At 45.4% G+C, this 22,679-nt stretch carries 15 protein-coding genes; 5 read left to right on the top strand and 10 right to left on the bottom strand.

Annotated features, from left to right (window positions below; all coding sequences use genetic code 11):
- Position 1: 1 nt before the first annotated feature.
- The 3 genes from lipB to BLW16_RS05115 all read left to right on the top strand — a co-directional run bounded on the left by lipB (position 2) and on the right by BLW16_RS05115 (position 2,968).
- Positions 2–697, top strand: a complete 696-nt coding sequence (gene lipB / locus BLW16_RS05125) for a lipoyl(octanoyl) transferase LipB (protein WP_090555490.1) — start codon at positions 2–4, stop codon at positions 695–697.
- A gap of 246 nt (positions 698–943) precedes the next feature.
- Positions 944–1,951, top strand: a complete 1,008-nt coding sequence (locus tag BLW16_RS05120; RefSeq protein ID WP_090555489.1) for a FecR family protein — start codon at positions 944–946, stop codon at positions 1,949–1,951.
- A gap of 300 nt (positions 1,952–2,251) precedes the next feature.
- Positions 2,252–2,968, top strand: a complete 717-nt coding sequence (locus BLW16_RS05115; protein WP_090555488.1) for an SGNH/GDSL hydrolase family protein — start codon at positions 2,252–2,254, stop codon at positions 2,966–2,968.
- An 11-nt stretch (positions 2,969–2,979) separates the two neighbouring features.
- Here BLW16_RS05115 and BLW16_RS05110 read toward each other — a convergent pair whose 3' ends face one another.
- The 10 genes from BLW16_RS05110 to miaB all read right to left on the bottom strand — a co-directional run bounded on the left by BLW16_RS05110 (position 2,980) and on the right by miaB (position 18,881).
- Entirely contained in the window at positions 2,980–4,407 is a 1,428-nt protein-coding gene (locus BLW16_RS05110; RefSeq protein ID WP_090555487.1) for an L-serine ammonia-lyase, read from the bottom strand.
- Between the two features lie 73 nt (positions 4,408–4,480).
- Positions 4,481–5,587, bottom strand: a complete 1,107-nt coding sequence (locus BLW16_RS05105) for a PorP/SprF family type IX secretion system membrane protein (RefSeq protein ID WP_245735130.1) — start codon at positions 5,585–5,587, stop codon at positions 4,481–4,483.
- Positions 5,521–11,520: a PKD domain-containing protein gene (locus tag BLW16_RS05100; RefSeq protein WP_090555486.1), complete on the bottom strand. Its 6,000-nt coding sequence runs from the start codon at positions 11,518–11,520 to the stop codon at positions 5,521–5,523. Before BLW16_RS05100 ends, BLW16_RS05105 begins: the two co-directional genes overlap by 67 nt.
- A gap of 138 nt (positions 11,521–11,658) precedes the next feature.
- A complete protein-coding gene (gene groL, locus BLW16_RS05095) occupies positions 11,659–13,299 on the bottom strand; it encodes a chaperonin GroEL (RefSeq protein ID WP_090555485.1) in 1,641 nt (546 codons plus the stop codon).
- A gap of 53 nt (positions 13,300–13,352) precedes the next feature.
- Positions 13,353–13,646, bottom strand: a complete 294-nt coding sequence (gene groES, locus BLW16_RS05090) for a co-chaperone GroES (protein ID WP_090555484.1) — start codon at positions 13,644–13,646, stop codon at positions 13,353–13,355.
- Between the two features lie 221 nt (positions 13,647–13,867).
- Positions 13,868–14,239 (bottom strand): preprotein translocase subunit SecG, encoded by a 372-nt coding sequence (gene secG / locus BLW16_RS05085; RefSeq protein WP_090555483.1) that lies wholly within the window; start codon positions 14,237–14,239, stop codon positions 13,868–13,870.
- Between the two features lie 14 nt (positions 14,240–14,253).
- A complete protein-coding gene (locus BLW16_RS23155; protein ID WP_175470479.1) occupies positions 14,254–15,639 on the bottom strand; it encodes a hypothetical protein in 1,386 nt (461 codons plus the stop codon).
- Between the two features lie 32 nt (positions 15,640–15,671).
- Positions 15,672–16,181: an LptE family protein gene (locus BLW16_RS05075; protein WP_090555482.1), complete on the bottom strand. Its 510-nt coding sequence runs from the start codon at positions 16,179–16,181 to the stop codon at positions 15,672–15,674.
- Between the two features lie 3 nt (positions 16,182–16,184).
- Positions 16,185–17,417 (bottom strand): sigma-54 interaction domain-containing protein, encoded by a 1,233-nt coding sequence (locus tag BLW16_RS05070; RefSeq protein WP_090555481.1) that lies wholly within the window; start codon positions 17,415–17,417, stop codon positions 16,185–16,187.
- A 30-nt stretch (positions 17,418–17,447) separates the two neighbouring features.
- Positions 17,448–18,881 (bottom strand): tRNA (N6-isopentenyl adenosine(37)-C2)-methylthiotransferase MiaB, encoded by a 1,434-nt coding sequence (gene miaB / locus BLW16_RS05065; RefSeq protein WP_090555480.1) that lies wholly within the window; start codon positions 18,879–18,881, stop codon positions 17,448–17,450.
- Between the two features lie 129 nt (positions 18,882–19,010).
- Between miaB and BLW16_RS05060 the strand changes: the two genes are divergently transcribed.
- Together BLW16_RS05060 and BLW16_RS05055 are read left to right on the top strand one after the other, a co-directional pair.
- Complete coding sequence (locus BLW16_RS05060) at positions 19,011–20,825, top strand: AsmA family protein (RefSeq protein WP_090555479.1); 1,815 nt, start codon at positions 19,011–19,013, stop codon at positions 20,823–20,825.
- A 57-nt stretch (positions 20,826–20,882) separates the two neighbouring features.
- Positions 20,883–22,679: a hypothetical protein gene (locus tag BLW16_RS05055; protein WP_090555478.1), complete on the top strand. Its 1,797-nt coding sequence runs from the start codon at positions 20,883–20,885 to the stop codon at positions 22,677–22,679.

Here is a 22,679-nt window from a genome sequence, read left to right as displayed (position 1 = left end):
AATGAACAAGAAAGTAAAATTTGTGGATTGGGGATTGCTGGATTACCAGGAAGCCTGGGACCATCAGGAACTTATTTTAAATGAAACTGTTGCCATTAAAACCAGTAACCGCAACAGTGGCAAAGAAGAGGAGACTCCAAACTTCCTGATCTTTTGCGAGCACCCCCATGTATATACCCTTGGGAAAAGCGGCCATCCTGAATATCTGCTGCTGGACGAAGAAGGGCTAAAAGAAAAAAATGCGGTTTACTATAAGATCAACCGCGGAGGTGATATCACTTACCATGGCCCGGGCCAGCTGGTAGGATACCCGATCCTGGACCTCGACAATTTCTTTACCGATATCCACCTGTATCTAAGAACGCTGGAAGAGGCCGTTATCCTTACCCTGAACGATTTCGGGATTCCTGCAGGCAGGTACCCCGGCTTTACGGGTGTCTGGATAGATGCTGATAATGAAAAGGCAAGAAAGATCTGTGCAATGGGTGTAAGGTGCAGCCGCTGGGTAACCATGCACGGCTTTGCCCTGAACGTCAATACGGATCTTGACTATTTTAACAACATCATCCCCTGCGGCATCGACGACAAGGATGTTACCTCTATGCAGCGTGAGCTCGGCCACGAACTGAACCTGTCTGAAGTGAAGGCTGTGCTCCGGGAGCACATTGCCAGCCAGTTTCAAATGGCATTATTTTAAAGCTCCGCCACCAGTATTTCTCTAAAAGCATAGGCCGGTATTCCCGGCCCTGTGACAAAGGCGATAGAACAGCTGCGCGTTTCCCTGCTCCAGCTTTTTTCCATCCTGATGGTTCTCGTTTGCAGTTCGCATCTTTAAAAAATTATAAAAAAAAATCAATTTTTGGTGGGACTTTTTGCTGTTCAAAGGTCATACCTATAAAGCAGTATGCTGTTTACTGTATGAACGTTTTTAATCTGGTTAGTAATGAATAAGTACAATTTTCTTAAATTTTTACGGAAATACCTTAAAGGTGAGGCAACTCTGGAGGAGCAGAATTTTATCTTCAGCTATTACAACTTATTTGAGCAGGAGCCGGATGTAGTTGCGCTACTGGATGATCAGAAGAAAAACTCTTTAAAAGAAGAAATAAAAGAAGCCATCTGGCTGAATATCACAAAAGAGGAAGAGCCCGTCCAATCCGCGCCTGCGGTAAAACTTTGGCTTCCGGGCTTGTCCGTTGCCGCCGCACTGATCGCATTGCTTACCCTTGCTATTTTGTTCCGGCCGTCTTTTTTCAGCAAAGGAGAAGTGAAAACCGTAAATGTGTTCAATAACAGGCGTACTGAGCACCTGATCCGTCTGTCAGATGGCAGTACCGTAATTTTGGGCGCTGGCAGTAAGCTGCACTTTGCCTCTTCTTTTGCCAGTGCTGCAAAAAGGGATGTGTACCTTGAAGGCACCGCTTTTTTTGATGTGGTACACCAGCCTTCCAAACCTTTTACGGTGTATTCCGGGAAATTGCAGACAACCGTGCTCGGTACTGCTTTTAGCGTGGAGGCCAGCCCCTGGTATACTGATATTACAGTTACTGTAAGGAGGGGAAGAGTTAAAGTTGCCGATCCGCGTCAGATCCAGGGCGTGATCACACCCAATCAGCAAATCAGGTATGACAAGCTAAAGGCAGTTTCCAGTATGAGAACAGTAGATGCAGCTCATTATGATGCTTGGAAGGGGAATAACCTGGTGTTCGATGATGTCACCGTGGCCGAAGCCGCAATGGTCATCGGTAAAAAGTTCAATGTGAAGATCCTGTTCTCGGATCAGCTTGTTCAGGCGAAAAGATTTACTGCCACACTCAGCAGCGATGAACCATTAGAATCCATGCTGAAGAGTATTTGTGAGTTCAATAAGGCTGATTTTTCCTATGACAAGGACAAGGCAGTTGTATGTATAAAAAGTAAACCGGCGCAAAAAGCGCTGAAACTCTTATAATTTTTCCATTGACGGAAATCATGACGGGTTCAGGGCTATTCAGCAATAAATGCCACAACAAAAGATAACCGGCGCGACTTCCTGAAAAGAATATCCTTAGCGGAATTGCCCTGGGCGGCTTAATGGGGCTGTCTTTTGAAGATACGATCACCCATACTACTTCCAATGTGAGGCGTGCTTCAAGTCCGGCAGACCTGAAGATCACCGACATGCGTTACTGCGTGGTGCAGAATGTTGGCCGCACGTCTCAAAATAATTATCTTAGGCATCTGAGCATATACTTCTTTCGTAAATTTCTGTATGAAATTAACAGCTGCACTAATCCTGCTGATAGCCATTACCGGATGCGAAAAGAGTTCAACAAAAGGGATGAGTAAAACAGATACCACAAAAACAGAATTTCCTGCGGGACAGCTCAGCTACCTGGCATTGGGCGATTCCTATACTATAGGTGAAGCGGTGGCGCAGTCCTCCTGTTTCCCTCAGCAGCTTTCGGCGCGCCTGAGCGGGCAGGGATTGAAGGTTGCAGCGCCAAAGATCATCGCAAAAACAGGATGGACAACGAACGAGTTGCAGGCAGGAATAGCTGCCGAAGCACTACCGGCTAAATATGATATCGTTACCTTGCTGATCGGGGTAAATAACCAGTACAGGGGTAATTCCGTTGCTGTTTACCGGGCAGAATTTAAGGAGTTGCTGCAAACGGCAGTTGCTTTTGCAGGAGGAAATAAAAAGCATGTGTTTGTCGTATCCATACCGGATTGGGGTGCCACGCCTTTTGGTAAACAAAGCGGCAGAGGTACAGAGAGCATCGCGAAAGAGATCGATGCCTTCAATGCAGTCAATAAGGAAGAAACACTGGCAGCGGGGATCAGTTATACGGATATCACTCCCGGCTCAAAAAATGCAGCAACTGATGGTTCCTTAGTAGCTTCAGACGGACTGCATCCCTCCGGCAATATGTATAAGAATTGGGTAACGCTGCTGGCACCTTCAATTCTTAAGGCGTATCAATAGCCTGAAAAAGATTAACATTCAGGTAAGCTGATTGGAATATTAGTTGCCAGTCCGCCATCTGAGGTTTCTTTATATTTTAAATTCATGTCCAGCGCTGTTTCCCACATCGTATTGACCACCGCGCCAAGACTTACTTTTGCTTTATCGGGGTTGCTTTGCAGGGCCAGCTGACTGGCGGTAATCGCTTTAATGGCACCCATGGTATTCCTTTCAATGCAGGGAATTTGCACCAGTCCGCCGATAGGGTCGCAGGTTAAGCCCAGATGATGTTCCATGGCTATCTCAGCCGCCATCATGACCTGGCGCTGTGAGCCGCCCAGGCATTCCGTTAATGCCGCTGCGGCCATTGCAGAAGATACGCCGATCTCGGCCTGGCATCCGCCCATGGCTGCGGAGATCGTAGCCCCTTTTTTGAAGATACTGCCAATTTCAGAAGCACAGGCGATGAACTGTACGATCTTCTCTTCAGTAAAACAGTCACAAAAAGCGATTGCATATTGCAGTACTGCCGGGATGACTCCCGCTGCCCCGTTGGTAGGCGCCGTAACTACCCGCCCGAAGGAGGCATTTTCTTCGTTGACGGCCAGGGCAAAACAGCTTACCCAGTCTAACGTATAGTTAAAGCTGTTTCCTCCGGCCCTGATGGCGCCGATCCAGCTTTCATAATCACTATATGGCCTGCCGGCGATCAGCCTTTTGTTCAACGCAGCAGCCCTGCGGCCAACATTCAGTCCTCCGGGCAAAAAACCTCCAGAATGACAGCCGCGGAAAGTGCATTCCTTCATGATTTTAAAATGCTGCATGATACCCTTTATGGTGTCTGCTTCTTTACGCCATGCCAGCTCATTTTCCATTACTACTTCAGAAACCTTCAGCCCTGTGGTGAGGCACCAATGGAGCAGGTCACCCGCTTTGTCTACCGGAAAGGGAAGTTCTACCATCTCTTTATCATTGCCTGATTCACCCTCTTTCACTACAAAGCCTCCGCCAACAGAATAGTAAGTTTCAGAAAATGCCTTTCCGCTATTCAGAAAGGCCTGGAAGGTAAGGGCATTGGGATGGAAAGGCAGGCTTTCCAGGTAGAGAAATACAAGGTCATCAGTGTAGTTGAACGCAATAGGATGGCTTCCAGCGAGCAGCAGGTGCTGCTCCTCTTTGATTGCTGTTATAGTCGGATCAATCGCATCTACATCAAAGGTAACCGGATCTGCGGCCATCATGCCCAGTAAGATGGCGATGTCCGTACCATGGCCAAGCCCTGTTTTAGCAAGAGAACCATACAGCAGTATCTTTATCTGCACCACATCATCCAGTATATTTTTTGCCAGAAGCGAAGCCGTAAACTGCTGGGCTGCTCTCCATGGGCCCAGCGTATGCGAACTGGACGGGCCTATGCCGATCTTGAAAATATCAAATACTGAGATTTGTTCTCTAAACATGTGTCAAAGCTAAATAGATTACCGTGAAATAGTAAAAAAATAAATGTAACGAAAGCGTTTGGCTTCCGGACGACTAATAAAAATCGTAACAGCGTAAACCGTTGAATTTATTGTAGCTGGAACTGTTAGGGAAATATTTCTGATAACCTATACTGCCTTCGGTGGTGCCATTGGTATTGGTATAATTGATCTTAGAGGTTGTAGCATCATGGCTGATGCCCAGCCTGAGTTTTTCTCCGTTCCTGCGGGCGCCCGAGAAGATATCAAAGATCAGCGAAATGACTATAGCGTCAGGGCCGCCTTCTCCCGACGTGCGATACCAGAGCCCTGTATTTACGCCCTTATATTTATACTGCGCACCGGCGCTCATGGAAGAGACGTTTCCTTGTTTATAATACACCACTGAAGGGATCAGGTAAGAACCATCATCAGCGCCGTAGGTATAGTTTTGTGTGAGGGCAAGGCGGTAACTTGCATTCAGGGCAAGCCTCCCTGGCAGTTTCGCCTGTGCACCGCTAAACGACTCATCAGGTTGATTGATATGGTATGCCGCTACTCCGGCCATAAAATTACCGTATACAAGGTTTATGCCCGCCCCCGGGTCGAAGAAGAACCGTTGTGCCATATCTGGCAGTTGCGCAGAGCTCACGCTTCCGGGAATATATCCCAGGCGGTTATCTATCTGATCTGAAAACACCAGTTTATCCCAGTTGATCCGCCTGTTGGTAAACCCTGCCTGTATACCAAAGGAGAGCACAAAATCATCACTGCCTACGCTGTATGAATAGGTGGCTGCCACATTATTTTTTACCAGGAAAGCGGTTCCTTCGGTACTGCGGTTAAATTGTAAACCCAGTCCGCCGCCAAAATTCGGGATGTTGAGATCGGCCGAGGCGCTAATGTAGGAGAGCGTGCCGCTCAGTCCCGTCCACTGGTTCCGGTAGATCATATTCAACCTTATGTCTCCTTCAAATTGACCTGTAAGTGCAGGATTAAGATATAGCGGCGCATTGTAAAATTGCGAATAGATATGGTCCTGGCCTGATGCCGCAACCGACCAGCCAGCTAAAAATACCAATACTATATATTTTGAAACCACTTTCATACGTGCCATTATCTTATCAGGTGGATCACTCCCGTTTTTTTCGGAGCCGACGAATCGTAGGTCATCCCTTTCCATGCACTGCCATTTATAAATTCAACATCAATCTTCCAGAAGTATACACCCTGTGGCTGCATGACGGAGTTGAAAGTACCGTCCCATCCCCCGACGGGCCTTCCCTCATTCAGCTGCGTGGTTTCCCATAATGTTTGTCCCCATTTGTTAAAGACGGTCATCCTCCAGCTTTTGATGCCGGAGCCTTTGGCAATGAACTCCCTCAGCTCGGGAGTAGGGCTGCCAGGCATAAACGAGTTCGGAACAAACAGATAACCCGGAACACCAACAATGGTTACGGTTTTGAATGTGCTGGTGAAACAGCCCTGCTGATTGCTTACGCGTAAGGTCACTACATATTTACCCGTGTCAGGATAGGTATGAGAAGGACTCTGAAGTACTGAGGTAGTACCGTCTCCAAAGTCCCAGGCCCAGATTGTCGGCCTGTTGGTACTTTCATCCTCAAACCTGAAGGTGTAGTTTGGGATACTGATCAGCGTTGACGGCAATACATTAAACTGCGCAACCGGTGGAGGAACGATATGGATATACTGATTCAGTGTTGTCGTTGCTGTACATCCCAGGCTGTTTGTCGCTGTCAGGCTGATGGTATAGTATTCCTGGGCGCCGGTGAATATATGTTTTGGTTCAAATTCATTGGAGTTAGTGCCATCACCAAAGTCCCACTGGTAGGCTACGCCATCTCTGCTTGTGTTCCTGAACTGCACAGGCAGGCCGGGACAACCCAGTGTAATGTCTGCACTGAAAGCTGTTACCGGTTGTGGCAGTACAGTGACTGACTCGGTGGTGGTGACCTCTGAACAGCCGTTTGAAGCGGTAAGCGTAATGGTATAGGTGCCCGCGGCGGTAAATGTATGCCGGACCACCTCCGGTGCACTCCTGGTAATGACAGTACTGCCGTCGCCAAAGTCATACTTGAATGTATTGGCGCCCCTGCTGTTATTGTAAAAATTAACTGTAAGCGGTGCGCAGCCTTCCTGTTCATTGGCGTTGACCACCAGTTCAGGAAAAACGGTGTTCGGAGAAACCCGGATCGTATATGAACTCTGATCGCTTCCGCATTCGTTCTGCGCAATCATGGTAACCGTAAAATCTCTTACCACATCAGTAACAAAGGTATGTGTTACCGGCAGCTTGTCGTTTTTGGTGAGCAAAGTACCGTCTCCGAAATCATAGTAATAGGTATTTGTTTCTCCCGGGGAACCATTTGTGAAGGTGACTGCCATTGGGGAGCAGCCTACGGTTCTGCTCGGCGAAAAAACGGAGATCGGCAGTGCCTTTACAAATACGGTAGAGGTCGTGGTACTGATTCCGCAGACAGTAGTAGCAGTGAGCGTTACGGTATAGGTAATATCCTGTCCTGTAGGATCGGGCTGGAAAGTAACCGGCGCGGGCATTGTTTGCGATGAGGTAATGCCATTTCCAAAATCCCATCTGAATGTGGCACCTGTCAGGGAGGTAGAGGTATTCACAAAGTTTACGGTTAGCGGCCCGCAGCCCGAAGTTGTACTCTGCGTATAAGAAGCAGCTACGGCCTGGTTGGTACTGAAATCGTGCGACATTTCGTCGGGCTGACAACCTGTGCTTGGTGAGGTAACCAGTTTGATAGTCACTGTGGTATTCTCGGTTGAAATGGTATAACCAGGGAAGGTAACGCCGGTACCGATCAGTACGTTATTTGCATACCAGCTGTAGGTGGCATTGCGGTCCGGATAAGCTACTGCCCTTACATTGTTTGCATCAATGGTAAAAGGGGTACAGGCTTTATCGACAGTGTAGGTAAATTCTGCTTTGGCATTTGGTTTTACAATAATAGTTACCACATTACTGGTGCTTCTCAGGGCTCCGTTACAGGTAATGGTACTTACCAGACGTCTGTAAGATGTGGTAGCTGTCAGTATTGGAGGGGCGTAGGAAGGGAATACGGCACTGACAATATCTGTCCAGTTGGTTCCGTCTGCACTGGACTGCCACTGGTAATTGAAATTGCCGTCAGAGCCTGTAGGTGGGGTTCCGGTTAAAACTCCAGGAAGGGTACCTGTACATATTGTCTGACCTGTAGCAATCGTATTGTTTCCGATCGGTGGCTGTGCAATGATCCTGACCGTATTGCTCAGCAACAGACAGGCGCTGCTTGTTACTGTTCTTCTGAAGAATGTAGTGGCCTGCAGCTGGTAGCTCAGGTCTCTTCCGGTCTGGCCGGCCAGGGTATTCCAATTGGCTTCATCAGTGCTGACTTCCCATTTAAAGACATAGGTTCCGTTTCCGCCCGTTGGTGTATTACCTGTAATGGTGATCACCTGGTTATAGCAGACTTCAGTACTGGTACTGTTGATTGTGTTGGTTAGCGGAAGGAGGTTTGTGATCACTACATCGTCCCTTGTAGGGCCACAGGGCGCGGGGCCGGATATGGTCCAGGTGAAGATGTAGGTCTGTCCGGGAATAATGTTTGTAACTCTTGTTGAAGGGTTAGTTGGGTCTGTGATCCTCAGATTTGGTGCTGAAGGGGACACGGTCCACAGACCGGATTCTCCCGCTTTCAAATTCGCCACTGCATTTAACTGAGCGCTGAGCTCATTACATAAAGTCTGGTCCGTACCTGCATTAGCGATTGATGTTGCAGGGGTCACAGTGATCGCTGTAGCTGTCGAAAATTCAGGCGCACATTGCCCATTTTGCACAAAGGCGCGGTATTGTGTATTTATGGTAATGTTAGTATAGGTAAGTACAGTAGTGGTATTGCTGATTGCAGACCAGCTTGCTCCCCCGTCAGTTGAATTTTCCCAGCGGAGTACGCTGCCTGTATTTCCTGTCAGGTTAACCGTGCCTGAATTTACCCCCTCACAAACTGTCACCGGTCCGGTAGTGGCGGTGGTACCTGCAACGGTTGGAACGTTTATGAACAAGGTCATTTCATCTGATAAGGCATCACATGAGCCGCCGGTAACTGTCCAGGTAAATTCATAAGTCTGTCCTGCTACCAGTCCCTGTACAATTGTTGTATTGAGATGTTCGTCTGCAAAAGTTACTCCCGTTTGTCCTGATGTGAGTGTCCAGGTTCCAATACCTTTTCCGGTTGGGATTTGGTTGCCCTTCAGTGTAAAAGTAGTGCTATTACAAATGTTTTCATCGATGCCTGCCTCGGGAATAGTTAAGGCAGGGTCAACCTGTACTGAAACAGTGACAGGTGTTCCCGGGCATCCATTTGAGTATGGGGTAATTGTATAGGTTACGGTTGCCGTCGTATTTCCTGGATTTTCCAACCGGTTATTAATAACTGTTGTAGCTAATGGAGTTGGCTGTGGTACGGCTCCATTTACAGTTCCTCCGGAAATGCTTGATACCCAAGTGTAAAGGGTTGAAGGGTCAAGATTAGAAGTCATCGTGATTCCTGCCTGGTTGCCACTGCATATGGGTGATTGTGCTACTGTTACAGTAAGTACAGGTAGTGGGGTTACTCTTACAGTAAGGGTATATGGAACGCCATCACAGCTAATGTTGCCATTAATGCTTTCAGGAATAATGGTATAGATAATTTCGGCATTGGCCGTCGGGCTGGTATTAATTATAGAGGTAGCGGTGATATTACCGGTTCCCGATGTCAGATAGCTCCCAGCCTGCGCATTCCCATCGGCATTCGTCGCTGTCCATCTGAATGTGCTCCCTGGCACGCTTGAAACAGGAGTGTAGGACAATGAGCTGCCTGTACAAATGGATTGAATAGTATTTATTCCTGTATTATTCGGAGAAATAGTAATTGTTTTCGCGTCTGCTACTACCATACAGTTACCGGGGATGCCCGTGTTAACCGTTAAGGTAATAATTGCACTGGTTTTGGTCAGATCTGTTGTCGTAAAGGTGGTATTTAACGCTGAAGGATCGGCAAATGTTCCTGATGGATTAGTAAAAGTTCCTGCGATATTGCTTGTCCAGGCAAAGGAAACGTATGTACCATTCGTGATGGCACCCTGTAATGTAATAGGGCTATTGTAACAAACGTTTGGAGCAACAGTAATGAGGGGTTCGGGTGATTGAGAAAAAGAAATATTCTGTGAACTTGTTAGCGTGCCGCAATTGTTTTTATGCGTAAGAGTTACTGTGTAAGCTCCATACTCTGAAAACATAATCTGGGGTTCCTTTGAATTGGGACCAGTCTGATTAATGAAAGTGACAGGGGCGGGTCCTGATACCACCCACGTATACGTATCAGCTATAGCAGCTGTTGTTCCGCTTACAGTTGTTTGCGTAACTCCGCCTGTGGCGCCAAAGGTAAATGTCCCTCCTTTTGTACACAATCTGGCTTCCGGAGACATCGTGATCTGTGGAGGGCTGTTGACAATTACTGTTTGTGGTGCTGCGGTTTCTGAACAGAAGCCAGTCTGAATGGCAAGGCCAATGGTATAAGTGCCGGTAACTGGAAATCTGAATTCAGGGTTAGGACTACCTTGGGTAAAAGTTACGCCCGCAGCAGGATTCACGGTCCAGGTATACACCGGTGTTGTAGAACATGTATTATTCAGTACAGAACTGTTGCTGTTTGCAGTAACCGAACTGGATAAACAGGTGGTTGTTTCTGAGAGCGTAAATGCCGGTACGGGGGGTATCTGAACACAGACATTAAAAATATCTTCGCTGGGTATGCAGGCATTAGAACCGTTGGAGGCTACAAGTCTTACCGTATGGGGGCCGGGGGTAGTGAAAGTCCAGGTTAGTGGTGCCTTGGTGGATACACTTAGAACGGAATTAGGATCATTGTCGATAAACCATTCATAATCCATTTGATTTGAGCAGTCTGATCTTGTTCCTCCTCTGGAATCATTGGTAAAAGTCATGGCTACGTTGGTACAGCCTATTGCACTTCCGTTTATTTCGGCGGTAGGATTCAGTAATACTTGTGCGTACACTGTAATGGGTTTCGTGGTTCCACAAACACTACTTGCAGCAGTGATCGTCGCTTGAAAAGAGTTGTTATTGGAACCATCCGGTGATCCCCCTCTGCCACAAGAAGTCTCTGTGTAAGTATGAAATACAGAATTGCTGTTCGCGCTAATTTGAGCATAAGTGAGTTCAACAGTTGATCCGTCTCCCCAGCTTATCCGGTAAATGGTGCCTGGATAGTTACCAGTGATTGAATTAATTTCATAGGATACAGATGCGCTTCCGCCAGGGCCATTTATACAGCCCACACTTACACTGGAATCACTAATCCCAAGACCTAAATTTGTATTATGCAGCGTATAGGTTTTAATTGATTTAATGGGCACTCCATTGACAATAGTGGTGGCTATGGCCGTTACCGAATAATAGCCGATTGCCAAATTGGTAATATTATAACCGTTACTACCAGAAACAAGTTGCTCTGTGTAAACTGTTGTAGTATTGCTGATGAGATTTTTGACCTGCACTTCGATAATCGTAGTAGCTGGCAGATTGTCTCTAAGGACAATTGTCTTATTTGCTCCGGATTCATTTGCGCAGAAACCTATGTTATCTCCGCCTAATGCATTACTGGGAGAATTGGGGCTGAGCGTAACCGCCGGTGAGCTTTGGGCCAGAATGCTGATTGTTCCTGCATCCAATGTCGCCGCCACGGGATTATTGGCCGGATTGCTAATTCTTACTCTCAGCCTGTACCCGGTACCGGCCGCAAGACCTGTTGGGATAACCCCATTTACTGCTGGGGTATAAAAGCCGCTAAATGTGCCTAATGATGTTCCGTTACCGGCAAAGTTGCCTGCCGCGTCAGACAGAAATAGCTGAAAGGTAGTACCAATTGGAAGATCAGATTGATTGCCTGCGAAAGAAATTGGAACTGTGACATTGCTACCATAACCATACGGTCCTGCATCTACTGCTCCAATGGTAACCTGTGCATTGGAGTCGAAGAAAAGCAAAACGAAAAGCAGAGTAAGTAGAGCGTTTAAAAACTTCCTCATGTTGTAGCGTCACTTAAATATATCAATATTATGACACTACACAAACAACTGTATTTTGTTTTACAATAAATAAAAAAACCTTGCTAGCTATAGCAAGGTTTTTTATCAGATCGCAAAAATCTGAATGATATAGTTAGATTACATCATTCCGCCCATGCCGCCGCCGCCCATAGGAGGCATACCAGCACCAGCTGCGTTATCTTCAGGATCATCAGCTAAAACAACCTCTGTTGTTAACAACATAGCTGCAATAGAAGCTGCATTTTCTAATGCTACACGACCAACTTTAGTTGGATCGATCACACCTGCACTGATTAAGTTTTCGTATACATCAGTACGGGCATTGTAACCGAAATCACCTGTTCCCTCTTTAACTTTCTGAACAACGATTGAACCTTCAATACCTGCGTTTTCACAGATTTGACGTAATGGCTCTTCGATAGCGCGTTTAATGATAGCGATACCCGTAGTCTCATCATCATTAGCACCTTTCATTCCTTCCAATGCTTCAATAGCACGGATGAATGCAACACCACCACCGGCAACGATACCTTCTTCAACTGCTGCGCGGGTTGCATGTAAAGCATCATCAACACGGTCTTTTTTCTCTTTCATCTCAACTTCAGAAGCTGCACCTACATAAAGAACTGCAACACCACCAGCTAATTTAGCCAGACGTTCCTGTAATTTTTCTTTATCGTAGTCAGATGTAGTAGTTTCGATTTGAGCTTTGATCTGGTTAACGCGTGCTTTAATATCTTCAGACTGACCAGCACCGTTGATTACAGTAGTATTGTCTTTGTCAACAACAACTTTCTCAGCAGTACCTAAATAAGTAAGGTCAGCATTTTCTAATTTATAACCTCTTTCTTCAGAGATCACAGTACCACCTGTTAAGATCGCAAGATCTTCCAGCATAGCTTTTCTGCGGTCACCAAAACCCGGAGCTTTAACAGCAACAACTTTCAGGGAACCACGGATCTTGTTCACTACCAAAGTAGCTAAAGCTTCACCGTCTAAATCTTCAGCGATAATTAATAATGGTTTACCAGTCTGAACCTGTTTCTCTAAAATCGGCAATAATTCTTTCATATTGCTGATCTTTTTGTCATAGATTAAAATGTAAGGGTTTTCTAATTCCGCTTCCATTTTATCAGCATTGGTTACAAAGTAAGGTGATAAATAACCACGGTCAAATTGCATACCTTCAACTGTTTTTACTTCAGTTTCAGTACCTTTTGCTTCTTCAACAGTAATTACACCGTCTTTACCTACTTTACCCATTGCTTCAGCGATCAGCGCACCAATCACTTCATCATTGTTTGCAGAGATAGATGCAACCTGTTTGATTTTGTTGTTGTCTTCACCAACTGTTTGCGACTGTGCTTTTAAGTTAGCAACAATTGCCGTAACTGCTTTGTCCATACCGCGTTTCAAATCCATTGGATTTGCACCGGCAGCAACGTTTTTAATACCAGCAGTAACAATTGCCTGTGCAAGTACAGTTGCAGTAGTTGTTCCGTCACCTGCGATATCTGCAGTTTTAGAAGCAACTTCTTTCACCATCTGTGCACCCATATTTTCAATTGGGTCTTTTAATTCAATTTCTTTTGCAACGGTAACACCATCTTTAGTAATTGCTGGTGAACCGAATTTTTTGTCGATAATTACGTTACGTCCTTTTGGACCTAAAGTTACTTTAACTGCATTGGCCAAAGTATCAACACCTCTTTTCAGGGCGTCGCGGGCTTCTACGTTATATTTTACTTGTTTTGCCATTTTAAAATGTTGTTTTAAATATTTGGTGGGATTTGCTGGAATTGAACCAACGATTAAAGAACTGCGTAAAGATCAGTTTCACGCATTATAAGATACTCTTTACCTTCATAAGTAATTTCAGTACCGCCATATTTTCCATATAAAACTACATCTCCAACTTTAACGCTCAATGGTACTAAGTTCCCTGTTAATTCGGCAAATTTACCTGGTCCAACGGCTACAACGGTTCCTTGCTGAGGTTTTTCTTTCGCTGTATCCGGGATGTAAATACCCGAAGCAGTTTTTTCTTCGGCAGGAGCAGCTTCAACAACTACTCTATCTGCAATGGGTTTAATGTTTAAAGCCATAACTTAATTATTGTTTTAATTTAAAGGTTAATGTATAAATTGTATTAAACACGATGTACACAGCAGTTTTTATGCCAAGGACGGATTGCTTGACAAATTTACACAGGCTTGTCAGCTAATAGATTAAGGCCGTGTTTTTTCGTGTCAGACTGGCAGGGATAAAAAAAGAAAGCCCGTCAGGAGTATATCCTGACGGGCCGTATAAGATTGTAGCGCTAAAGCTATTTTTTTGTTGTATCAGTTGGTGTCGCAGCAGGTGCAGCAGATGGTGCAGCAGATGGTGCGGTACCTAATGTACCTCCGATTGGAGAAGGAGATGGCGTTTTATCCAGTTGTTCCTGGATTTTTGAATCCGTGCTGCCCGCAGAAGCACCACCTGTTTTTCCAATAGCTGTAACAGCCAGTGAAATCACTACAATAAGCGTTAACAATACCCAGGTGCCTTTTTCAAGAACATCTCCTGTACGTTGTACACCGAACATATTGCTGCCCGATCCGCCTGTTGCCAGACCACCGCCCTTAGGGTTTTGTATCAATACAAACAGGCCTAATGCAACACAAATAATGATTAATAAAATAATTAAAAAAAGCATAGTATGTTAAATGGTTAAATTTTCTTTTCTATAGATTGGATAAGGTCGGCAAAGTAACGGCTTTTTTCCGGGAACTTCAAACTTAATTTTTCATAAGTATCTATCGCCTTGTCATAAAGCATTTGTTCAATGTAAATATTGGCCAGGGTTTCAGAAACCAGGTCGTTCTGGTCTTCCGCACTTTTCTTGGCTTTATTTTCATTGTCTATTTGCTCGGCATTCGGCGGGTGGATCTGCGGATCATTTTTGATAAAGCTATCGATGATCTGAAAATCCTTACTTACCGGCTTCTCTTCTTTTTTGATATCAAGCAGCGCTTCATTCCCGGTCAGGTGGCTCTGCATATGGAAAATATGCTCTACATACTGCTGCTGCAGTTCCTGTGAACCTCCCTTTTTGGGTACGGCGTAAGGCTGAAAAGTGCTTTGATGTTCTTTACGCGTTTTAGCCAGCCACCATAAAAATGTATAAGGCAGCTTGTCGTCGTGGTAATTGCTTACCCTGCTTTGCTCAGATTCGGCCGCTGCCGCCTCGTCATGCTCTTCAATAAATGGAGGGCTAACCGCTGTTTTCTCTTCTTCTACCCGCTCTCCCGTAGTGAAATTATTCTCGAAAGCAAAGAAGTCTGTAGAGACGATGCTTTCAAATACCAGATCGTCTTCCAGTGTATGTCTGCGTGCTGTGGTTTCAGTTTCTTTTACTGAAATCTCTGGCTCTGCAGTATCATCAGCATCATCCTGCATTGCTATATCGACTGAACCTTCTCCTTTTGCCTGATCTTCATCCTGTTGTACTAAGTCAGTCTGCTGCGAAGAATTCCTGAAGGGGCGGTAAGTGTTATAATCTACTTCCCCGATCTCCTCAAAAACAGTTTCTTCGGCTGCATCGGGAACTGCATCTGCATGGTGCTGAGCAACCGGTGCAGGCTCAGAAATCTCTTCAAAGGTTTCCTGCTCGTCCGTTACCGGAGCCTCGTTTTCAGCATGGATATTTTCTTCAACTGCCGCTTCTCCTTCTTCTGCTGTGCTTTCCTCCGCCGGAGTACTTTCCTGCGCTGGTTCTTCGGTTACTACAGGAAGATCTTCTCCGATTGCCGAAGGGTCATCGTTCGCATCCGGATCTGCTGAAGGGAGTTCTGCTGACGCGCTTTCTGCTGCCTTGGTTTTCTTTTCAAAAAGGAACCGGTGTAATGTCTGTCCGTTGGTGTAGAGGGATGCCTTTGCAAGCCCTTTGTTTTCTCCTTCCTCCTGACCGGCCTTCGCCAGTAAGAGGTGTAAAGGCTGAAAATAGGGGTATTCCTGCAACAATTCATTTAACATGGCCGTATGCTGCGTTGATACCGTTTCAGGGTCCGCAATCAGTTCAGCAAGTTCTTGTTCTCTATTTTTGTCCGGCTCCACGTTGCTAAGTTAATGATTGAAATTCAATTTTCTTACCATTGTGCGAATGCCCTGTTGAAAATATCTTCAGTGAGCATAATGTTGATGTCTTTAATTAACTGGATCTGAGCGATATCAAAAGTTGTGGTTCCGATCGGAAAATCCCTGTACCTTTCAAAGGATTCTTCGAAGTTCGATTTTGGGTTCAGGTTGTTGGTGTATTTCACGCTTACCTTTATGGTAAGCCTGTTTCCTCCGGCTGTAGGATTATTGTTGTTCTGCAATGCGATCGCCCTGATGTCATACCCCGTGATCCTGCCTTCAAATACGGCATGCGCGTCAGACTGCACAATACTTAGGCTGGTTTGGTTACGGATCCTGGTTTTTAGGGCTTCCGTAAAATCCTGACTCAAAGTAGGGACAACCAGCGGCGCATTGTTTTCGAAGAACAATACGGTGACGGTTTTCATGTCAGAAGGAATGGAGGCACCGTTTAATTTTACTGAACATGAATTAACCAGGGCCAGTAATGGCAGCAACAGCAATAGATATATTCTTTTCATCACCTAATTTAAATTCAGTTCCTTAATTTTTCTGTATAGGGTACGCTCTGAGATCCCGAGTTCCTGGGCTGCGAATTTACGTTTACCCTTATGTTTCTTCAGTGCTTTCTTGATCAGGTCAGACTCCTTATCAATCAGTGAAAGGGATTCTTCTACTTCCTCTGCCTCGTGCGTGTAGTTATAATCCACGGGGTTATTCTGAGAGGGCTTTTTGATCGTCAGCGTGGAATCATGGTTCACCGTTTGGTCTATCTCCTGGTAAAGCTGGTTGATATAATGCGGGTTGTCTGCCACAATGTGTGAGGTGTTTCCGCCGTTCTGGATGATCTCTGCAACAAGTTTCTTCAGGTCCATCATGTCCTTTTTCATATCAAAAAGCACCTTATAAAGAATATCACGTTCGGAGAAGTCCTCTTTGTTATTTCCGTTGATTGCCATCGGCAGGTTGCTGCCGCCTTCATTGGGAATATAATTCAGCAGGGCAGTGGCGGTAACGTTACGCTCCTTTTCCAGCACGCACACCTGCTCGGCAATATTTTTCAGTTGTCTTACGTTTCCGGGCCAGCTGTAATTGCTCAGCATTTGTATGGCGTCTGGTTCCAGCTGAATGCCGGGACTGCGGTATTTATCACTAAAGTCGGCTGAGAACTTTCTGAAAAGAAGGTAGATATCTTCTTTCCTTTCATGCAAAGCCGGGATGCGCAGGGGCACCGTGTTTAAGCGGTAATATAAGTCTTCACGGAATTTACCCGATTTAACCCTGTTATATACATCCACATTTGTTGCAGCAACAATACGGACGTCTGTTTTCTGTACCTTAGACGATCCTACACGTAAATACTCGCCGCTTTCTAAAATACGTAATAAACGTGCCTGTGTGCCCAGCGGTAATTCTGCTACCTCATCAAGGAAGATCGTTCCACCGTTGGCAACTTCAAAATAACCTTTACGCGCTTCATGGGCACCGGTAAATGAACCTTTCTCGTGACCGAATAATTCGGAGTCTATAGTTCCTTCCGGTATGGCACCACAGTTCACGGCAATAAAGGCGCCGTGTTTGCGGGTGCTCATCTGGTGGATGATATGCGAAAAGACTTCCTTTCCGCTGCCACTTTCGCCGGTGATTAAAACAGACATGTCCGTTGGCGCTACCTGCCTGGCAATGTCAATAGCCCGGTTTAAAAGTGGTGACCCACCAATGATCCCAAATCGATTTTTAATATCCTGTACGTCCAAAATAAATTGAATTTGTTTAATATTCTTCTTTTAATCGGCAATTCTGCCTAATAGTGTCGCTGAAGTACAACGCTCAATGATGACATTTACATATTGACCCGGAGCAATATTTTCTGCTGCCGGAAATACGATCATCGCATTCTGGTCGTTTCTTCCGCATAAGTCCTGATCAGACTTTTTAGAGAACCCTTCTACAAGGATTCTTACCTTTTTACCTACCGAAGCCTGTAACCTTTGCAGTGACGAAACCTGCTGTTTCAGCAGAATTTCCTGCAGACGGCGTTTTTTCACCTCCTCAGGAATATCATCCTCCAGTTTTCTTGCGGCAAGGGTACCCGGTCTTTCAGAATAACTGAAACAGAAAGCGAAATCATAACCCACATAATCCATCATGCTCAGTGTTTCCTGGTGTTCCTCCTCTGTTTCTGAACAGAACCCGGCAATGACATCCGTAGATATTGCACAGTCAGGAATGATATTTCTGATGGCATTAATGCGGTTAATATACCATTCACGGGTGTATGTGCGGTTCATCAGGTCCAATACCCTGCTGCTGCCGGATTGTACCGGGAGATGGATATTGTTGCAGATGTTATCGTATTTTTTGATTGTATATAAAACCTCGTCAGTAATATCCTTTGGGTGTGATGTAGAAAAACGGATCCGCAGGTCAGGACTGATCAATGCTACTTTTTCCAGCAACTGGGCAAAGTTTACCATGATCTCTGCTGAGTCTTCCGCCTCGGCTGCACCTTTCCATTTGTATGAATCTACGTTCTGTCCCAGTAAGGTCACCTCTTTATATCCGCGGTCAAAAAGATCCTGTGCTTCGGCAAGGATAGAATGCGGATCGCGGCTGCGCTCCCGGCCCCTTGTAAAAGGAACCACGCAGAAGGAACACATGTTATCACATCCGCGCATAATGGATATAAATGCGGTGATGCCATTTCCGTTTAAGCGGACAGGGCTGATATCAGCATAGGTTTCTTCTCTCGAAAGCAATACGTTGATTGCCTTCTGGCCTTCCCCAACCTGTTCGATCAGTTGTGGCAGATCACGGTAGGCATCCGGGCCTACAACCATATCAACAAGTTTCTCTTCCTCTAAAAATTTGGACTTCAAACGTTCGGCCATACAGCCTAAAACCCCCACAATCAATTTTGGGTTCCTGCGTTTCTCTATCCCGAACTGCGATAAGCGGTTGCGGACGCGCTGTTCTGCATTCTCCCGTATAGAACAGGTATTTATAAAAATTGCATCAGCCTCATGATAATCACCAGTGGTCTCAAAACCCTGATCAAGAAGGATTGAAGCAACAATTTCGCTATCAGCGAAGTTCATCTGACAACCATAACTCTCAATATACAGCTTTCTCGCGTTGAGCACTTTTGGTGCTTCAAGGATCAGGGCTTCACCCTGGCGCTCTTCATCGTGTGTCTTGTCTGCTAGTTGTAAATCAATCATAAACTGTAATCCTATTACTGGGGCACAAAAATACAAAATATAATTTGTAAATGACAAATTGGCAGAATTTATTACCGTACAAAAACATTGTGAGCACTGCACTTGTATATAGTAGAATATAACTCACCTATGGTAAACAAGAGACCGGGAACAAGAAAAGTATGGAAATGGATTGGTGGAATAATTATCGTCCTGATCGCTGTCATTGCCAGTATTTCAATTTATTTTAGCATCCGCTGGAAGCCGGTGTTAACACAAAAGATAAAAGACGTGGTCTACAACGGTTCCAGTCACCTTTATCATATCAATTTTAAAGACGTCCACCTGAACATTGTTACCGGCAGCGTAACGGTTGACAGTATTTTACTTGCGCCTGACACGGCTGTTTTTAATGCGCTTAAAAAACTGGGCACGGCGCCTACCCATTTGTTCCAGGTAAAACTGGAAAAACTGGAGTTGCGAAGGATCAGCATCCTGACGATCTATTTCAAGAGAAAGATAGAAATGAATGACATTATCCTGGAGCATCCCTCGATCAATATGATCTATCACAAAGTCTATAAAAAGCCAACTCCCGTAAAAGAAAGGCGCAGTCTGTATGAAAGGATCTCCAGAACATTAAAATCTGTACATATCAAAGGGGTTAAAATTGAGGATGCTGACTTCGACTATGTCAGCGGGGCCACAGGGAGCGTGTTGAATTCGGTGAAAAACCTGAACGTACACGTAAAGGATATCCTGATTGATGCACATTCCAGGACTGATACCGGCAGGTTCTATTATACAAAAGATATCTCCTTTGAAATGGCGGGGTATCATTCTTTATCAAAGAATAAGATGTACACCATGAAAGTAGATACCATCACAGGTTCTGCTGCAGGTAAGAACATCCACATCAGGGGATTAAAGATGATCCCGATGTACCCGGAAATACAGTTCAGCAAAATGCTGAAGACGCAGAAAGACCGGTATAACCTGGCATTTGACCGGATTGATTTCAATGGGGTAAATTTCTACAGGCTGAATATCAGGGGTGTCCTGCATGCCAGATCGCTTCGTATTAAAAACGGGGATGCCAAAGTGTTTATGAACAGGGAAATGCCTCCCGGCCATGGTGACAAAACCCGGAACTTTCCGCATATGGCACTGAGGAGATTACCTATAGAAACCACAATAGACACGCTGAAACTGCGGGGCGTAAATGTTGCTTATACCGAATATAACCCTATTTCCCAGGAAAAGGGGACAGTTCATATTGACAGGCTGAACGGAAATATCTTTAATGTAACGAACGATTCTGCGTCGCTGTCAAGGAACAGGTATGCCGTAGCTGAGCTGAATGCCTATATGATCAGGGCCGCCCAACTGAATATCAGGATCAATTTTGATCTGCTGGCCGAAAATGCTGCTTTTACCTTTAAGGGGAATATCGGGAAAATGGATATGGTGAAACTTAACCCCCTTGCTAAAAGCCTCGGGCTGGTAAAAGTAAAGAGCGGGCAGATTCAGAAAATAGATTTCGATGTCAGGGCGAATGCTAAGGGCTCCAGGGGAACCATGCATATGTATTACAACAACCTGAAGATAGAGCTGCTGAAAGAGGGTGAAGACGGGCAGCCCGCTAAAAAGAAAGGTCTGCTTTCCTTTTTGGCAAATACGCTGGTCGTCAAAGACGAAAACCCGGCTAAAGGAAAACCTGTCCGTACGGCAGATATCGTTTTTGAGCGTCCTCCCGGTGCCTCGTTCTTCAACCTGTTATGGAAAAGTGTATTCATTGGTCTGCGTGAAACTGTAGGATTAGGCATTATCCCAATGAAAACTCCTGAGGAGGGGCGTAAGGTAGTGGTTGAAAAACTAGAGGAACGTAAAGAAAAAAGGGAAAGCAGGAAAGAGAAAAGACAGCAGAGAAGAGCAGAAAGAAAAGCTGAAAAGGAACATAATTAAGTCGGCCGGTCGTTTGATAAAAAAACGTATATTGGAAAATAATATCCCTGTTGCTGCATGATTAGAACATCCCGTAAGACGTTTACTGTTATTAAATGGGCCGCCGGAATCGTATTTGTGCTGTTTATGGCTGCCGATGCCGCATCCTGGTACCTCAGCTCGAAACGCAGGCCTATTGTTACCAAAGAACTAAAAGACTTGGTGCTGCACGCTACAGACAGCCTGTACCACGTTGAATTCAGCGATGTAAATACCAACTATCTTTTAGGCAATGCCTCTATACTGGATGTGCGTATCCTGCCGGACACCAATATTTTCAATAAGCTGGTCAGGCTTAAACATGCGCCCAATAATATTTATGAAGTCAGGCTTAAAAAACTGACCATCTGGAATTTTCACCCTTTCCGGTTATTTAGGGATAAAAAATTGAATGTAGACCAGTTGTTATTTGAGCATCCCAGTGTGGTGATGATCAACAAACAGTTTGACTTTAATGAGAACAGGCCGGCAAGGCCGTACCGCTCGCCCTACACCTATATCTCCAGGTTTCTGAAACAGGTAAGTGTCAAAAGCATTGACCTGAAGGATGTGAGCTTTAAATATGTGAACAAAAACCTGCCCTTACCGGAGTCTGATTCTTTGAATAACCTGGATATTACCTTCAAAGACTGGCTGATAGACGCCCATTCTGCTACAGACCCCTCACGGTTTTACCTCTTGAAGGACGTCCTGATCAATCTGAACGACTACCAGTTTGCTACTCCGGACAGCCTGTATCATATGAATATAAACGCTTTGTCCTTCAAAGCCTCTACCGGCTTGCTTCATATCAACAGGTTTAGCCTGACGCCCAGGTATTCGGAAATGGACTTCGGGCGTGTTGCAGGTTATGCAAAAGACCGCTTCCATATCCGGATGAGCGACATCAGCTTAACAGGAATCGACCTTCCCCTCTACGTAAAGAAACTGCAGTTATCTGCCACGGAAATGAACATTGCGAACGGTTCTGTATCGGTATTTAACAACAATGAGCTTCCTTCCAGAGGTGTTGTCCGGATGGGCAAGTTCCCGCACCAGCTCCTGCAAACAGTAAAAGGGCAGCTGTCGGTAAAAAAGCTGAACCTGACCAATATAGATTTTAGTTATGCCCTGTTTGACCGTTATACGAGGCAGAAGGGAAGGATCACCTTTGAAAACACTTCCGGCACCATCTCAAATGTGACGAATGAAGAGAAAGTAAAGCAAAGGAACCCCATTATGCTTGCCCGTCTTGATAGCTATATGATGGGGAAGGGAAAGCTGCATGTAAATTTCAGGTTCGACCTCAATGCTAAGAACGGTGCATTTTCGTATGATGGGCAACTAACGGATATGGAGGGGCCGGTCTTGAACAAGATCACTAAACCGTTGGGCCTGGTACAGGTGAAAAGCGGGGAGGTTAAGAAACTGACCTTTAACGTTACTGCCGATGAAACCCAGGCAAAAGGAAAACTGGCTTTTGCCTACAATGATCTTTCCATTGGCCTGCTGAAGAAAGTACAGGGAAAGAACCGCCTGGTAAAACAGGGGCTGATCTCCATGCTGGCAAATGCCCTGGTGATCAACCCCGCTAATCCGAATATAGCGGGCCAGTTTATTACTGCACCCATTGATTTCCATAGAGATCCTACTACCTCCTTTTTTAGCTTTATCTGGCAGTCACTTTTCCAGGGCATCAAATACACTGTAGGCCTGACGCCGCAGAAAGAAGCGCAAATTGCTGCCAAAATAGCCCAATTTGAAAAAATGAAGGCCGACAGGGAGGAGCGCAGGGAGAACCGGCAGCGCAGGAACGAAGCAAGGGGAAGGAAATAG

The sequence above is a fragment of the Pedobacter hartonius genome (assembly GCF_900107535.1).
GTDB classification, from domain to species: domain Bacteria; phylum Bacteroidota; class Bacteroidia; order Sphingobacteriales; family Sphingobacteriaceae; genus Pedobacter; species Pedobacter hartonius.
This window is presented reverse-complemented; position numbering and strand designations above follow the sequence as displayed.

Excerpts from the sequence above, each read along its gene's own strand:
- lipB (WP_090555490.1), top strand. The coding sequence starts at position 2 with ATGAACAAGAAAGTAAAATTTGTGGATTGGGGATTGCTGGATTACCAG.
- BLW16_RS05120 (WP_090555489.1), top strand. The coding sequence starts at position 944 with ATGAATAAGTACAATTTTCTTAAATTTTTACGGAAATACCTTAAAGGT.
- BLW16_RS05115 (WP_090555488.1), top strand. The coding sequence starts at position 2,252 with ATGAAATTAACAGCTGCACTAATCCTGCTGATAGCCATTACCGGATGC.
- BLW16_RS05110 (WP_090555487.1), bottom strand. The coding sequence starts at position 4,407 with ATGTTTAGAGAACAAATCTCAGTATTTGATATTTTCAAGATCGGCATA.
- BLW16_RS05105 (WP_245735130.1), bottom strand. The coding sequence starts at position 5,587 with ATGGAAAGGGATGACCTACGATTCGTCGGCTCCGAAAAAAACGGGAGT.
- BLW16_RS05100 (WP_090555486.1), bottom strand. The coding sequence starts at position 11,520 with ATGAGGAAGTTTTTAAACGCTCTACTTACTCTGCTTTTCGTTTTGCTT.
- groL (WP_090555485.1), bottom strand. The coding sequence starts at position 13,299 with ATGGCAAAACAAGTAAAATATAACGTAGAAGCCCGCGACGCCCTGAAA.
- groES (WP_090555484.1), bottom strand. The coding sequence starts at position 13,646 with ATGGCTTTAAACATTAAACCCATTGCAGATAGAGTAGTTGTTGAAGCT.
- secG (WP_090555483.1), bottom strand. The coding sequence starts at position 14,239 with ATGCTTTTTTTAATTATTTTATTAATCATTATTTGTGTTGCATTAGGC.
- BLW16_RS05075 (WP_090555482.1), bottom strand. The coding sequence starts at position 16,181 with ATGAAAAGAATATATCTATTGCTGTTGCTGCCATTACTGGCCCTGGTT.
- miaB (WP_090555480.1), bottom strand. The coding sequence starts at position 18,881 with ATGATTGATTTACAACTAGCAGACAAGACACACGATGAAGAGCGCCAG.
- BLW16_RS05060 (WP_090555479.1), top strand. The coding sequence starts at position 19,011 with ATGGTAAACAAGAGACCGGGAACAAGAAAAGTATGGAAATGGATTGGT.
- BLW16_RS05055 (WP_090555478.1), top strand. The coding sequence starts at position 20,883 with ATGATTAGAACATCCCGTAAGACGTTTACTGTTATTAAATGGGCCGCC.